This window comes from Bacteroidales bacterium, assembly GCA_016707785.1.
In the GTDB taxonomy this organism is placed as follows: Bacteria; Bacteroidota; Bacteroidia; order Bacteroidales; family UBA4417; genus UBA4417.
Map to the genome: position 1 here is coordinate 61,117 of JADJGZ010000014.1, position 18,279 is coordinate 79,395.

Genomic DNA, 18,279 nt, shown 5'->3' on the forward strand with positions numbered 1-18,279 from the left:
AGAGTTCCGGGGAATTTCACATTCCCCGGAATACTGCTTTTCTGATGATTCTTTGAACGCACACACTAGAATGCCAAGAATTCAAATGAAGTTTGCAGAGCAATTAAATGATCATTGTTTAATGCTTAAGCAACCAAAAAAACTCTGAACAACAAAAGAAATACTATGAATTTAATTTCTAAGTCCCTGACACTTGTTTTATGTTTTGTCTCAGTTTTGGTTTATTCTCAAACCAAAGATCAAACAGAAAACTTGAAAAGCATTGCTGAAAAGGCAAAAGACTCATATTTGCTCAATAGGGCTGCTGCTGAAAAAACAGCAATTCAAAAAGGATGGCCGATTAAGGCAGAAGTGGATGGGTCACTTATTGAAATTCAACATCTTAATGAAAGAGGAATTCCACAATATTATAAAACTGATAATTCGAATGCGGCAGCAACAATTTCGACCAATAAAGTATATTCAGGTGGTGGTGCCGGTTTAAGTTTGACCGGATCCGGAATAATAGTAAGAGAATGGGATGGTGGAAGTGTTTTGAATACACATCAGGAATTTGGCACACGGGTTACAGTGGTAGATGCAGTTGCTACTCATTATCATGCAACCCATGTAGCTGGAACTATTATGGCCTCAGGTGTGGTTGCTAATGCAAAAGGAATGGCCTATGAAGCCGGGCTTCGATCCTTTGACTGGAATACTGATGTTACAGAAATGGCAACAGAAGGTGCTGCTGGTGCATTAATCAGTAACCATTCCTATGGTTATATAAGAGGTTGGTATAGCGGTACCTGGTATGGTGACCCTGCAATTAGTACTACTGAAGATTATCTGTTTGGATTTTATGACTCATATACGCAACAGTGGGATCAGATAGCCTATAATGCTCCGAATTTCCTAATCTGTAAATCAGCAGGAAATGACAGGGGGGATTCAGGTAGTGGTTACCCTGCTGATGGACCCTATGATTGTATTGGTCAACAAGGCGTCGCAAAAAATATTCTTACTGTAGGTGCTGTTGACGATATTCCCGGAGGTTATACAACACCAGCTGGTGTATCTCAAACCAATACCTACTTTAGTTCATGGGGCCCGGCTGATGACGGTCGTATTAAGCCTGATATTGTTGCCAACGGGTACTCATTGTATTCTACTTATAATACCAATAATACCAGCTATTCGAGTTTAAGCGGGACATCCATGTCAACTCCCTCTGCTTCCGGATCTCTGGCTTTACTTCAACAACATAGGTTTGCCCTGACCGGATCTTATTTGAAAGCAGCTACTTTAAAAGCTGTGGTGATTCATACTGCTGACGAAGCTGGTGCCAATACAGGCCCTGACTATAATTATGGTTGGGGATTGATGAATACAAAGAATGCAGCCCTTAAGATTTCTTCTGATCAAACTGTTGATGTTATCAGTGAATTGACGCTCAATAATGGTGCTACATATACAAGAAATATTATTGCTTCTGGCACTGAACCGATAAAGGTGACTATTGTCTGGACTGATCCTGCCGGTACTCCTCCGGCTGCAGCTCTGGATCCAATTACTCCTATGCTGGTGAATGACCTGGATCTCCGACTCAGTTATTCATCAAATACCTACTATCCCTGGAAATTGAACCGCGATACTCCAACTGCCGCTGCTACCAATTCAACAGAAAATAATGTGGATAATGTAGAAGTGGTATATATAGCAAGTCCTGTTGCTGGTGCCACCTATACTATTACAGTGGATCATGATGGCTCCTTAACCGGAGGTTCACAGGCCTATTCCGTAGTTATTAGCGGAATTCTTGCCACAGTTGCACCTGTAGCTGATTTTTCTGCCAGTACAACAACACCAGCTGTGAATGCCCAGGTAAACTTTACTGATATTTCATCCAATGTCCCTACAAGTTGGGCATGGAGTTTCAATCCGGCTACAGTAACCTATCTGAATGGGACAACTTCAGCTTCTCAAAATCCACAAGTGAAGTTTACTGCTGCGGGCTCTTACTCTGTAACGCTTACTGCAACTAATGCATATGGGAGTGATGGTGAAACTAAAACTAATTATATTAATGTAACTAATTGTACTTTTAATAGCTTGCCTTTTATTCAAAATTTTGATGCAACCACACTACCTACTTGCTGGTCGCAAATTGACAATATAGGTAATGGACAGATATGGCAATTCGGAACCATTACCGGCTATACACCATTGCCTTCCCTAAATGGTAATTATGCTTATCTGAATTCAGATGCCTATGGAAGTGGGAGCAGTCAAAATGCTGACCTGATTACGCCTACTCTTGATTTAACTAATTATACAGGAGTAAATCTGACATTTAGCTATTATTTTAGATCTTATACTGGTTCTTCTGGAAACCTGTTTTATAGTATCAATAATGGAGTAACCTGGACATCGTTACTATCGGTTTCTGCAACATCTTCGAATCCAACAGTGTTCAACCAGACAATTGCAGCTCTGGCAGGTCAATCGCAGGTGAAATTTAAATGGAATTATACAGGTAGTTATGGCTATTATTGGGCAATAGACAATGTTTCTGTAACTGGAACAGTTGCAGCTATTCCAACAGTTACCACTACTGCTGCCTCAGCAATTACCACATCTTCAGCTACTGCAGGAGGAAATGTAACAGCAACTGGCGGCTCATCAGTTACAGCCAGGGGTGTTTGTTGGTCAACATCTATTGATCCTGTTGCTTCAGGTAATCACACTACTGATGGGAGCGGAACCGGTGCATTTACAAGTTCTATAACTGGTTTATCAGCTAACTCCCTCTATTATGTAAGAGCCTACGCGACCAATAGCAGTGGTACAGCTTATGGAATTAACCAGACATTTACAACCTGTGCTGCAATGTTACCTGCTTCTGTAAGTATCAGCGCATCTGTTAATCCTGTTTGTGCTGGTACTTCTGTCACTTTTACAGCCGTTCCCACCAATGGGGGTACAACTCCTTCATATCAGTGGAAAGTGAATGGGGTGAATGCTGGGACGAACAGTTCCACCTATGCATTCGTTCCATCAAATGGAAATGTGGTAACCTGTGTGATGACCAGCAATGCCACATGCGTGACTGGCAGTCCTGCCACTTCCAACAGTGTAACGATGACAGTGAATCCACCGCATCTGTTGCAGTTCGGTATCCAGTGTGTGCAGACCGCACTTTCACAGCCGTTCCCACCAATGGGGTGCAACTCCATTCATATCGGGAAGTGAATGGCGTAAATGCAGGGACGAACAGTTCCACTTATGCATTCGTGCCATCAAATGGGAATGTGGTATCCTGTGTGATGACCAGCAATGCCACTTGCGTGACTGGCAGTCCAGCCACTTCTAATAGTGTAACGATGACAGTGAATCCAACCGTAACCGCATCTGTTGCAGTATCAGCATCGGCAAATCCAGTGTGTGCAGGCACTTCAGTCACTTTCACAGCCGTTCCCACCAATGGGGGTACAACTCCTTCATATCAGTGGAAGGTGAATGGTGTGAATGCAGGGACTAATAGCTCCACTTATGCATTCGTACCATCAAATGGGAATGTGGTATCCTGTGTGATGACCAGCAATGCCACTTGCGTGACTGGCAGTCCAGCCACTTCCAATAGTGTAACATTGACAGTGAATCCAATGGTTACGGCATCTGTAGCAATTTCAGCATCTGCAAACCCAGTTTGTGCAGGTACATCAGTTACGTACACTGCTGTTCCTGCTAATGGAGGAACAACTCCAATTTATCAATGGAAGGTGAATGGTAACAATGCAGGAACCAATAGTGCAACATTCAATTATGTTCCAGCCAACAACGACCTGGTTACCTGTGAACTAACATCAAATGCAGTTTGTGTTTCCGGCAGCCCGGCAACCTCCAATAGCATTGTAATGAGTGTTGATCCTGTGGTAACAGCCTCAGTCCTGATTTCACCCTCAGTGAATCCGGTATGTGCAGGCACTTCAGTTACATTCACAGCAGTACCCACAAATGAAGGCACAACTCCTGTCTATCAATGGAAGGTGAATGGCAACAATGCAGGAACCAATAGTGCAACATTTAATTATGTTCCAGCCAATAACGACCTGGTTACCTGCGAACTAACATCAAATGCAGTTTGTGTGAATGGCAGCCCGGCAACCTCCAATAGCATTGTAATGAGTGTTGATCCTGTGGTAACAGCCTCAGTCCTGATTTCACCCTCAGTGAATCCTGTTTGTGCAGGCACTTCAGTTACATTCACAGCAGTACCCACAAATGAAGGTACTACTCCTGCTTATCAATGGAAGGTGAATGGCAACGATGCAGGAACCAATAGTGCAACATTTAATTATGTTCCAGCCAATAACGACCTGGTTACCTGCGAACTAACATCAAATGCAGTTTGTGTGAATGGCAGCCCGGCAACATCGAATAGCATTGTAATGAGTGTTGATCCTGTGGTAACAGCCTCAGTCCTGATTTCACCCTCAGTGAATCCGGTCTGTGCAGGCACTTCAGTTACATTCACAGCAGTACCTACAAATGAAGGTACAACTCCTGTTTATCAATGGAAGGTGAATGGCAACAATGCAGGAACCAATAGTGCAACATTTAATTATGTTCCAGCCAACAACGACCTGGTTACCTGCGAACTAACATCAAATGCAGTTTGTGTTTCCGGCAGCCCGGCGACCTCCAATAGCATTGTAATGAGTGTTGATCCTGTGGTAACAGCCTCAGTCCTGATTTCACCCTCAGTGAATCCGGTATGTGCAGGCACTTCAGTTACATTCACAGCAGTACCCTCAAATGAAGGCACAACTCCTGTCTATCAATGGAAGGTGAATGGCAACAATGCAGGAACCAATAGTGCGACATTCAATTATGTTCCAGCCAACAACGACCTGGTTACCTGCGAACTAACATCAAATGCTGTTTGTGTTTCCGGCAGCCCGGCAACCTCCAATAGCATTATTATGAGTGTTGATCCGTTATTAACTGTTAGTGTCAGCATCAACGCTTCCTCTAACCCTGTATTAGCTGGTACAGAAGTAAGCTTTACAGCCATCGGAGTAAATCAGGGTTCCAACCCGGTTTATCAGTGGAAGGTGAATGGTTTGGCAGTAGGAACAAATGCAACAATGTATTCCTATGTTCCGAATAATGGGGATATCATCCTATGTGAACTGACCTCAGATGCTTTATGTGCAACAGGCAATCCGGCGGTATCTGAACCGGTGGTTATGGGAGTAGATCCCCTTGCGTTATCAGTCGATCCTCCAAGTCAGTCGGTGGGTCCATCAGCCGGAACAATTCAATACACTGTAACCTCAAATACAGCCTGGACTGTTGAAAGTGATCAGCCATGGTGTTTAGTAAGTCCTGCAGGAAGTGGCAATGGATTGGTAACAGTGAATTATGATGCGAATACATCAGGTTTGAGCAGGAGTGCAGTGATTACTGTAACAGTAATTGGTTTACCTGCGGTCAGTGTTTCCTTGGTACAGGATGCAGAAACTACAAAGCAGCTCAATTTGAGTGTTTTATTAGAAGGTTTATATAATGGGACTTCACTTAATAAGGCACAAAGTACAAGCGGTGACCAATTTGCAGGAACAATTGCTGACCGTATCATTGTTGAGTTGCATGAATCTGTTTCACCCTATTCCATAGTTGGAGTGCCCTATGAAGTGGATATCCACACTGATGGTTCAGCACAAGTAGCAATTCCATTATCACTAGGTTCCTCATACTACCTTGTAATTAAACACAGAAATAGTTTGGAGACATGGTCAGCAAATCCGGTTTCATTCAGTGGCGCAACAATCAGCTATGATTTTAGCAGTTCTGCAAGTCAGGCACTTGGAGGAAACATGAAATCGGTGGCCGGCAAGTTTGTACTGTATTCAGGAGATATTGATCAGGACGGGCAGATTGATTCAGATGATATGATCCTGATGAATACGGATGCGGAAAGCTTTATCTCAGGATATGTGGTTTCCGACCTGAATGGTGACGGCTTGATCGATGCAGATGATATGATTCTGCTTGATAATAATGCAGCAAATACGATTAGTGTCGTGAGGCCTTAATAGATGCTCAGGCTGAAAATGTTAACATTGGCCGAAACTTTTAAATAATAACTTAAACGAATCAAGGGTTGATAACAAAACATTCATATTTACAGCAAAACCTTACAGGATTTCAAATCCTGTAAGGCTTAGACCCTAAATATTTGAATATTAGTTCAATTCTTGATTCGCATAATTTACTCTTTTACCATGAAGCTTAAAACTAGTTTACTTATCATTGCCGGACTGATGATCTTCCGGTTTTCTTTCAGCCAGACTGTAAAAGAGTTCTATTTCTCATTTCCACTGCCATCAAAAGAAAAGGTCCATACACTGACAAAACAAATTTCAATTGATAATGTCAGGAATGATACCGTCTGGGCATATGCTACCCCGGCACAATTTGTTAGGTTTCTTAAGGAAGGGTATGCTGTAACATTGCTTCCATCACCTGGCTATGCACCAGATGTATTCATGAATGACAATCCCGTTCTTGCCCCTGCCACAACATGGAATTTTTATCCGACGTATTCTGCCTATGAGAGTTACATGGCCCAGTTTGAGTCGAATTATCCTGCTATATGTAAACTATCTACAATAACTACTTTAGCCAGTGGGAGGAAGATTCTGGTGGTCAAAATTTCAGATAATGTGGCTATAGATGAAACTGAGCCGGAGTTTTTATATACTTCTTCGATTCATGGTGATGAAACCACCGGATATATCCTGATGATGCACCTGATTGATTATTTATTGTCCAATTACGGTACAAATGCCGAAGTGAATGACCTGGTAAATAATATGGAGATTTATATAAATCCATTATCCAATCCTGATGGAACCTATGCCGGAGGAAATGCTTCAGTCAGTGGAGCTACAAGAGGAAATGCTAATGGAGTAGATATGAACAGGAATTATCCTGATCCGGAAGATGGCCAGCATCCTGATGGCAATGTATGGCAGCCTGAGACAATTGCTTTTATGGATTTTGCCGGTCAACATCACTTTGTGGCTTCAGCTAATTTTCATGGTGGGGCAGAAGTGGTAAATTACCCGTGGGACACATGGGCAACATTACACACAGATGATAACTGGTGGCAATATGTGAGTCGTGAATATGCTGATACAGTTCATATTCATGCTCCGGTAGGATATATGAACTACCTTGATAATGGTATTACTAATGGTTTTGCCTGGTATGAAGTGGCAGGAGGACGCCAGGATTATATGAATTATATCCACCATTGCCGGGAAATTACCATCGAAATTTCTGACACCAAGCTTCTTCCTGCATCCCAACTGGAAGCACATTGGGGATATAACTGGCGTTCACTTATCCTTTTGATGAAAGAGGCAAAGTATGGCATTCATGGAGTGATCACCGACCAATCTACAGGATTGCCGCTTGCAGCCAAAGTATTCATCAATGGGCATGATATTGATAATTCTGAAGTGTATTCATCTGCTCTGGGGGATTATCACAGGCCAATAAAAGCAGGCACCTATACCCTTGAGATATCTGCACAATGTTATCAAACCCAGAATATTCCTGTTACTGTATCAGATCATGCCACTTTAAACCTTAACATTCAGTTAGTGCCTCTAACTAATGCTACCCTTAATACTGTTGCCGCCAGTTCAATTAGCTATAACTCTGCAATTAGCGGAGGTAACATTACTTGTAGTGGTGCAAGTGCAATTACTGCAAGAGGTGTTTGCTGGAGTACCTCTTTAAATCCAACCATTTCTGATTACCATAGCACAGATGGGACAGGCGGAGGAACCTTTACAAGTACAATTACGGGATTGTCACCCAGTACATTGTATCATTGTCGGGCATATGCAACCAATTCTATAAATACTTTTTACGGAAATGATATCACATTTACCACTTCCAATGGCATTCCGGTTGTTACTACAGTAGCCCCTTCTTCCATTGCAGGTAATACAGCTAATTCGGGAGGGAATGTTACTTCCCAGGGTATGTCGGCCGTAACTGAAAGAGGTGTGTGTTGGTCAACTTCGGCTAATCCTGTTGCTACAGGATTACATACTTCAGATGGTTCCGGAACTGGTAGTTTTTCCAGTTTTATTAGCGGACTGAGTGCAAATACTACTTATCACGTTCGTGCTTATGCAACCAACTCTTATGGTACGGCATATGGTGTTGATTATCAATTTACTACCCTTTGCGGGGTGGTTTTTCTTCCCTTATTTGAACAATTTGTAGCCACAACATTCCCTGCATGTTGGTCAACTCAATTTTCAGGTACAGGAGCAACAGATAAATGGACTGTATCTACTACCGTCACTGCCGGTGGGAATCCTAATGAGATGAAATGTACCTGGCAAAATATTAATCCAGGAGTTAACCGATTAGTTTCCATTCCTTTCAACACCCAGGGTATGTCAATGTTAAACCTCAGTTTCAAACATATGCTTGATGCTTATGGTACAGGTTGTACATTGAGGGTTCAATCCAGCACTGATGGTGTAACCTGGACAAATGAGTCATGGTCGGTTGCAACAACGGCTGCTAATATTTTAGCAACAACAGTTAATACAACCATTCAGAATAATCTCAATTCTCCAAATACCCGTATTGCATTTACCATTGAGGGTAATTTGTATCAGTATGATTATTGGTACATTGATAATGTAATGGTTGAAACAGTACTGAGCCTGGCGAATGTCACAACCGCGGTCCCTACTGCAGTTACGACAACAACAGCTACTTCCGGTGGAAATATTACAACCGCAGGGGGGTCAATTATTACTGCCAGAGGGGTTTGTTGGAGTACATCCCCGGATCCTCTTGTAAGTGGAAACCATACCACCGATGGCTCTGGAACAGGATCCTTTGTTAGTGCAATTACAGGATTAAGCCCCAATTCATTATATTATGTGAGAGCATATGCAACCAATTCTTCCGGAACGGCATATGGCTTCAATCACTCATTTACCACTTGTCCGGCTATGAACCCGGTGTCAGTTAGCATTGCCTCTCTCACTAATCCTATTTGTGCGGGAAGCATTGCATCTTTTTCAGCAAATCCCGTCAATGGCGGGACAACTCCTGCCTATCAATGGAAATTAAATGGTTTAAATACAGGAACCAACAGTCCGAATTATTCATATACTCCTGCGAATGGTGATGTGCTGAGTTGTGAAATGACTTCAAATATGAGTTGTATCACTGGTAATCCTGCCCTTTCCAACTCCTTATCAATATTAACAAATCCGATCCTTACAGTCGGAGTATCGGTTACAGCATCTGCAAATCCTGTTGTTGCAGGGACACCGGTTGTTTTTAATGCCAGTATAACCAATGGCGGAACCAATCCAATTTATCAATGGAAAGTTAATGGGGTAGTTGCCGGGGATAATCTGAGTGAATTCAGTTATATTCCTGAGAATAATGATGTTATTACTTGCGAGGTTCTTTCAAATGCAATATGTACATCTAATCCCAATGCAATTTCAAATGCTATAATTCTTTCAGTAATTCCACTTCAACTTTTGGTTTCACCTTCAAGTCAAAATGTATTAAGTGATGCTGGCATAGTTGATTTTTCAGTATCTTCGAACACAACTTGGAATATTAGTTGCGATCAATCCTGGTGTTCATACACACTTACAGGGACAGGAAATGGAATCATTCAGGTCAGTTACGAAGAGAATACTTCTCCAGTTTCCCGAATGGCAACTATAACTGCAATAGCTTCCGGTTTAAGTCCGGTATCAGTAACATTATGGCAGGAAGGCTCTTCCAGCAAAACACTAACACTAACCTGTTTTCTCGAAGGACTCTTTAATGGATCTTTTATGAATAAAGCACAAGGAATTTCCGGAGCTCAATTTCCCGGAACAACTGTTGATCAGGTAATTGTAGAATTGCATGACCCTGTCTCTCCATATATTTTAGTAGTTGACCCATTCACTGTTGCACTCAATGAAAATGGAACTGCAATTGTTCAGATTCCTTCAACCCTGTTATCAAATTATTACATTGTTATAAAACACAGGAACAGTATCGAAACCTGGTCAGCAAACCCTGTTTCTTTTGCAACTAACTCTACCCAATATGATTTCTCTAATAATGCAAGCAATGCATATGGGGGAAATGTGAAAGGGCTGGGAGGGAAGTATGTTATTTATGGAGGGGATATTAACCAGGATGGAGTTGTTAATCTTACCGATATTTCGATATGTGATTCCGATGCAAACTCATATGTCACCGGTTATCAGAATTCCGATGCGAATGGAGATGGAATCATTGATGCTGAAGACCTTATTCTTTTGGACAATAACGCATTCCAATCGGTCATTGCTGAGAAACCCTGATTTAAAATACTGCAATAAAAAATAATAAATTAAATACCAATCAATCGATCATTAACCAAAACCCAAACTCATGAAAAAGTTGTACTTACTATTAACTCTGCTTGGAATGCTGGTATTCGCATTTCGAGCTGATGCCCAGGAAAGCCAGGGAGTGATAAATGACGGACCTCAACATCCAACCCTGATCATGACCGGAACCTATTTGGGAGAGGTTCCATCCATTGCTTCACAGATTGCTAATGGAACCTTTATTCCTGCAGAAAATGTTATCAAGGAATTCAACCCTAAGAAATGGGGCGCAAACACAGCAGTCCCAGGCAAGGGATTACCTATCGGGAACGACCCTTTAATGGCTCAGCAATCACGGGCACCAATGCAGCAAGGCCGGGCACCAATCCTTACTTTTGAGGCAGCCAGTGCTACTGCAACGCCTACTGATCCAACTGGAGCTGTTGGACCTAATCATTTCGTCAATGCCTGGAATACCTCTTTCAGAATTTGGGATAAAGCAGGAAATCCTTTAACAGCTGTTGCTTCCCTTGGAACAGTGTTACCTGGAACCATGGGTGATCCCATTGTGATCTATGACCAATTCGCTGATCGTTGGCTAATAACTGAATTCTATTCTAATGGTTTTTATGTTGCCATTTCTCAAGGGCCAGATCCAGTAAATGATGGATGGTATAATTATTCCTTTGCCACAAACACTTTCCCTGACTATCCTAAATTTTCCCTCTGGTCAGATGGATATTATATCACTGCTAATAAAGACCAGACTTCTGCAAGTACAAGCCAGGTGGTTTTTGCTCTTGAAAGGAATAAAATGCTTACTGGTGATCCAACCGCACAAATGATTGGATTTCCACTCACAGGTATTGTTACCAGCGGTTTCTATAGCCCACTTGGATTCAATGTAACAGGAAACACCATGCCTCCTGCCGGAAATGCTCCAATTGTCTATATGCAGGACGATTCATGGTCAGGCGTTTCATCTGACCACCTCAAACTTTGGTCGGTAAATGTAAACTGGACTACTCCAGCCAGTTCTACTATATCCAGTCCCCAGGTGATCAATACTGCAGCTTTTGATGGATTATTCGATGGCGGCTCTTTCTCAAACCTGCCTCAACCTTCAGGAAGTGATATTGATGCACTTCAGGCAACAATTATGTACATGGCTCAATATCGCCGATTCCCCACATACAATTGTGCAGTATTCAATTTTGTAGTTGACCTGAATGGTGCAGATAACCTTGCAGGTATCCGCTGGTATGAACTAAGACAAACCACTGATGGCGCTCCCTGGTCCATTTACCAGGAGGGTACCTATACACAACCTAATGGCCATAGCGCTTTTAGCGGAAATATGTGTATGGATATGAATGGGAATATTGCCCTCGCCTATACCACTGTTAGCACAACTCAGTTCCCTTCATTACGATATACAGGCCGTTATGCTAGTGATCCGCTGGGAACTATGACACTGGCAGAAGAGGTTATTGTGAATGGAACTCAAAGTGACCCTGCAACCAGGTATGGGGATTATTCACAGATGACCATTGACCCTTCCGATGATGTGACTTTCTGGTCAATCGGTGAGTATTTTAATAGTGGCCGTAAAAATCATGTGGGTGTTTTCAATATTGCACCTCCTGCTCTTACAGCCAGGTTTTCCGGAACTCCTACTAATATTTGTTCAGGGGGTACTGTGAATTTTACTGACAACTCACTTGGTGGCCCTATATCCTGGAGCTGGAATTTCGGCGACCCGGCCAGCGGTGCAAATAATACTTCCTCTTTGCAGAATCCTTCTCATACTTATGCAACTGCAGGTAGTTATACCGTTACTCTTACCGTTACTGATGCTGAAACTGCAACCAGTACTGAGATAAAAACCAATTATATTGTTGTTAAGGATGTAATAGCAGCTTTTACGGGTACTCCAGCCACGGTTGTAGTTGGTAACTCAGTTACTTTTACTGATAATTCTTCTTGTAGTCCAACTGCCTGGGACTGGTCATTCCCCGGTGGAACACCATCAAGCTATTCAGGTCAAACTCCACCTGCAATTCAATACAGTACCATTGGCGTTTATGATGTTACTCTGACTGTTACAAAAGGCAGTAGTACGGATACTAAGACCATGACAGGCTATATTAATGTAATGGCTCCTGAGTTCAATATGGCAAATGGTTCAATTACTACCTGTACCGGGAATTTCTATGATTCAGGTGGGGTTGCTGGTAGTTATGCTAATAGCCTGAATCTGACAGAAACATTTTATCCTTCAACACCTGGTGCTATGGTTAGAATGACATTTAGCTCCTTTAGCACTGAGTCGGGTTATGATTACCTGAGGATTTATAACGGCACCTCAACTTCTGACGCCTTAATCGGTACCTATCATGGTACTACCGGGCCTGGAACAGTTACTGCCAGCAATGCTTCTGGCGCATTGACGTTTAACTTTACTTCAGATGGAAGCGTACCAGGAACTGGCTGGTCAGCTAGTATAAGCTGTTTTAGCAACCTGGATCCGCCAATTGCTGCATTTACTGCATCTAGCACCAGCCCTGCGATGAATACAACAGTTACTTTAACTGATCAATCCACCAGTACACCTACCTCCTGGGCCTGGAGTATCACCCCTGCATCTTTCACTTTTGCCGGCGGTACTACAGCCAATTCTCAGAACCCGCAGATCCAGTTCTCTGCTACAGGTTTATATAGCGTTACATTAACAGTCACCAACGCTAATGGAACCGACTCAGAAATAAAAACCAACTATATTAACGTTCTTCCATTTGCCTATTGTACTCCTATCTATACTACAGGTACAGGTTATGGTGATTATATTTCTTTAGTTCAGTTGGGATCAATAAATAATGCAACGGGAGCATCAGCTACTCCTTTTTATACCTATTACAATAGTTTATCAACCGATCTCAACTTGAATGAAGCTTATACGATTACTTTGAGTCCTGGTACCTATTCAAGTGGTAATTACATAGCTGTATGGATTGATTATAATAAGAACGGAACTTTTGAGACCACTGAAAAACTTGGAGTGATTTCAATTGCTCCAACTCCTGCCACCGGCACAATTGCTTTTACAGTTCCTGCAGATGCAACTCCCGGTACCACCCGAATGAGAGTAAGGGAAGTTTGGAATACAAATGCATTCGATGCTTGTACCAGCAATGGATATGGTGAGGTTGAAGACTATAATGTAAATATTGTATCACCCGACCGCAATTTAAACCTTACTGTATTTATTGAAGGCCTCTATAATGGAACCAGCATGAATCAGGCACAGAGTGGAACCGGTAATCAATTCCCGGGTACCATTGCCGACCAGATCATTGTAGAATTGCATAGTACAACAGCACCTTATGACCTGGTAGCCGGTCCATTCACTGTAAATATCAATACTGACGGAACTGCTTCTGCAACATTACCGACTTCTTTAAATAGCAGTTATTATGTTGTTATAAAGCATAGGAACAGCATTGAAACATGGAGCAGTGCAGGAGTATCTTTTGGAGGAGCAGGTGCTGTTTCATATAACTTCACTTCAGCTGCTTCGCAAGCCTTTAACAATAACATGAAACAAGTTGGAAGTGTGTGGGTTATTTATGGAGGTGATGCTTCACAGGATGGTTTGGTTGATGGTAGCGATATGGCTCTGATCGATAATGCTAGCACATTGGTACTTTCGGGATATAATCCAGAAGATGTTAATGGAGATGGTATTGTTGATGGATCTGATATGGCTAACATTGATAATAATTCCACTTTAGTAATTCAGGTACAAAAACCTTAACTTTATATGTTTTTCAGGAATTTCCCGGGACTCTCCCGGGAAATTCCTCATTTATTTTCTTTTAATTCCTGCTATTATGAAAAAAATATGCCTTGCGCTATTTGTAGTTTTCTGTTGCTGTGGCAGTGCCGTATTTGCTCAAACACCAGCAGCAATACCTGATTCATCAAATTATCCTTATTGGATAAAAATGATGCAGGATCCGGATGCCAACTTCTTCTCAACAGTAAGTGCTTTTGAGGCATATTGGAAAAACCGGCCTATTACAAAAGGTTGTGGCTGGAAACCTTTTAAACGATGGGAGTACATCATGCAAGGCAGGATTTCTCCTGATGGTAAAAAACCGGATGCAGCAAAATCCGTTCGTGCTTTCCAGTCGTATTCAGGGAATAACCGGTCTGTTTCCGGTACATGGGTTTCTATGGGACCCTCTACAATCCCCTCTCCCGGTCCTGCAGGTTATGAAGGATTAGGCCGGCTCAATGTAGTTGCTTTCCATCCGACAAATGCAAACAAGATCTATGTTGGTGCTCCCTCTGGAGGGTTCTGGATGTCAGATAATAATGGGTTAAACTGGACAACCACCACAGATCAACTCCCTTCAATTGGAGTTTCTTCTATTATTGTTGATTATAGTAATGTGAATAAAATCTTGATCGGAACCGGTGACCGTGATCACGGGGATGCTCCTGGAATTGGAGTTTATAAGAGTCTGGATGGTGGCCTTACATGGTCCTCATCAAATAATGGAATGGGCGATGTGAATGTCAACAAGATTATTCAACACCCTACCTCCTCAATGGTATTTCTTGCCGCTACTAATTACGGGATTTACAAATCAGTGGATGGCGGAAGCAATTGGGCCCAAACATACTCCGGAAATTATTCTGATTTATGTTTCAAACCGGGTGATGCTTCAATAGTGTATGCCGAATCCGGGGCCAATTTCTATAGATCAACGAATACCGGACAAGGTTTTACCCAAATTACCTCTGGTTTACCTTCCGGTCAAAGGGGATCCATTGCGGTATCTGCTGCTAATCCAGCGGTTGTCTATTTTCTGCAATCCAACAATGATAGCGGATTTCAAGGCCTTTTCAAATCCACAGATTCCGGATTGAATTTTAACACCCAATCAACCTACCCTAATATCCTCGATTGGTCATGTGATGGCTCCGGAACCGGTGGTCAGGGATGGTATGATTTATCTATTGCAGCAGATCCTACGAATGCAAATACGCTCTATGTTGGTGGAGTGGATGTATGGAAATCGACAGATGGTGGTGTGAACTGGGTGATCAATTCACACTGGTATGGCGGATGCAGCGTGCCGGCAGTTCATGCTGATTGCCATTACCTTGGATTTTCCCCTGTTACTGGTCGACTCTATGCCGGAAATGATGGGGGTATTTATTACTCAGATAATGGTGGAGTTAACTGGACAGATTGCACTGTTACTATGGCTATCGGTCAGATATATAAGATTGGCCAAAGCCAGACAAATGCATCAAAAACCATCAACGGGTTTCAGGATAACGGAACCTATACCCTACAATCTGCAGGATGGGTAGCAACAGGTGGAGGTGATGGAATGGAATGTGCAGTTGATTATAGCAATGAGGCTTATATGTATCATACCATTTACTTTGGAGATATCTTCAGAACCTATAATAATGGAAGTGAGCAACAAATCGCCGGAAATGGTGCTTATGGGATTGATGAAAGTGGTGGGTGGGTTACACCATTCATTTTAAGCGAAAATAACCCTAAAAAAATGTTTGTTGGTTATAAGAATGTCTGGAGATGTGATGATGCTACAATTGGAACACCTGTCTGGACAAAGATTTCCAGTGGAGAGGTGGAGGATTGCTCTGTCCTGGAACAGTCACCTGCAAATGTGGACATTCTCTACGTTGTGCATTGGGGAACTTTGAAAAGGTCAGACAATGCAAATGCTTCAACTCCATCCTGGGTAAGTTGTACACTGCCCGGTGGAAATACACCCACAGATATTGAGGCTCATCCCACGGATCCCAATATTGTGTATGCTACTGCCGGATACAATGTCTATAAGTCCATCAATAAAGGCGTAAGTTGGAGCCTGGTCCCGGGTACCTTACCTGGAATTCCTATCAATACGCTTGTGTATGATAAAAACTCTTCCGAAGGTTTATATATCGGAACTCAAACAGGAGTTCTTTTTAAAAATTCGAGCTTACCAGATTGGATATTGTTTACTTCCGGACTTCCTATGGTAGATGTCAGAGAGTTGGAAATCTTCTATGATGCTTCCAACCCAACCAATAACAGGCTTATGGCTGCCACTTTCGGTCGGGGACTTTGGAAAAGTGACCTGATTGAAACGGGCCCTGAGAATCCGGGGAACTTCCAGGCTAATACTCAGAGCAACGTCCAAATTAATCTCTCCTGGACAAAGAATTCGAATAATAATAATGTAATGCTGGTGTGGTCACCAACTTCCACTTTTGGTGTACCTGTTCCGGGAACTGTCTATTCTCAGGGAAATACAATTCCCGGAGGAGGAGTTGTATTGGCCAGGGGAAGTGCAACCACCTATAATCATACCTCATTAAGCCAGGGGACTACATACTATTATAAAGCATGGTCCTATGATGCTTCAAATATGTATTCTTATGGGATAACTTCAAGTGCAAGTACATTTGCTCCCCCAGATGCCGCATTTATTGCATCAAATCTATCCCCTGCACTCTCTGAAGTTATTACATTAACTGATCTTACTACTTTTGCTCCAACATCATGGACATGGTCAATTTCCCCTTCAAGCTATGTCTTCATGAATGGGACTTCCAGCACCTCTCAGAATCCTCAGGTGCAGTTTACCGAAGTCGGAGAATACACCATCTCCTTAACTGTTTCAAATAGTTGGGGTTCTGATTTAGAATCAAAAACAGATTATCTGCATGTGATACCATTCTCATATTGTATTCCAACCTATTCTTATGGATCAGGTTCCGGCGATTATATTTCATTGGTGCAGCTCGAAGATATCAATAATGCGACTTCCGCTTTGCCAAGCCCATATTATCAGTATTACAGTGAATTGTCAACAGATCTTGCTGCCGGCAGTGAATATACGATTACACTCAGCCCCGGTACTTATGGCAGCGGAAATAATATTGCGGTCTGGATCGATTACAATAGAAATGGATCATTTGAAGAAACAGAGAAACTGGGGACGGTGGGTATTCCGCCTATGCCTGCAACCGGAACTATCAGCTTTATAGTTCCTGAAACCACTTATTCGGGGTTAACCCGGATGAGAGTCAGGGAAGTATGGGTAGAAAACGAATTTGATGCATGTTCAAACTATGGTTATGGAGAAACTGAAGACTATAATATAAACATTGTTTCAACAGATCGTAGCCTCTCTGTTACACTTTTCCTGGAAGGATTGTATAATGGCATATCCATGAATAAATCCAGGAATGCATCCGGAGAACAATTTCCCGGCGATATAGCTGATCAGATAACTGTGGAACTACATTCCGGTGTTTTTCCTTATGAAATCGTTGGAAGTCCATCTGTTGTTAATCTGAATACGAATGGAGTGGCAAGCTTTTCTTTACCAACTTTCCTGAATGGTGATTATTACATTGTTGTTAAGCACCGCAACAGCCTGGAAACCTGGAGTTCTAATCCAATATCATTCGCCGGTGTATTACCTGTTATTTATAATTTCAGTTCACTGGCATCCCAGGCATATGGAAATAATATGAAGAATATAGGTGGCAACTGGGTCGTTTTCGGTGGAGATATAAACCAGGATGGAATATTAGATGGGAGCGATATGGCAGTTATAGATAATGGAAGCACTTTACTCCTCATGGGATATAATCCGGAGGATGCGAATGGAGATGGAATTGTGGATGGTTCTGATATGGCTATGGTAGATAATAACTCCACAGCTGTGGTAACTGTCAATAAGCCTTAGATTTCCTTTAAGCAAAGCTTTCCAATTAAAACGTTTTCCTTATCTTAGTCAGAAATTACAGATTAAAATCAATTATATAA

Annotated in this window: 4 protein-coding genes; all 4 read left to right on the plus strand. The window is 42.2% G+C overall.

Going from position 1 to position 18,279, the window contains the following annotated elements:
* Positions 1-252: 252 nt before the first annotated feature.
* The 4 genes from IPH84_09535 (at position 253) to IPH84_09550 (ending at position 18,199) form a co-directional block, all read left to right on the plus strand.
* A complete protein-coding gene (locus IPH84_09535) occupies positions 253-3,231 on the plus strand; it encodes a S8 family serine peptidase (GenBank protein MBK7173459.1) in 2,979 nt (992 codons plus the stop codon).
* Positions 3,232-6,269: 3,038 nt separating this feature from the next.
* A complete protein-coding gene (locus IPH84_09540; GenBank protein MBK7173460.1) occupies positions 6,270-10,403 on the plus strand; it encodes a carboxypeptidase-like regulatory domain-containing protein in 4,134 nt (1,377 codons plus the stop codon).
* A gap of 70 nt (positions 10,404-10,473) precedes the next feature.
* The gene (locus tag IPH84_09545; GenBank protein MBK7173461.1) at positions 10,474-14,226 is read left to right on the plus strand and encodes a PKD domain-containing protein; all 3,753 of its coding nucleotides are present in this window, start codon (positions 10,474-10,476) and stop codon (positions 14,224-14,226) included.
* Positions 14,227-14,302: 76 nt separating this feature from the next.
* Complete coding sequence (locus IPH84_09550) at positions 14,303-18,199, plus strand: hypothetical protein (GenBank protein ID MBK7173462.1); 3,897 nt, start codon at positions 14,303-14,305, stop codon at positions 18,197-18,199.
* Positions 18,200-18,279: the final 80 nt, after the last annotated feature.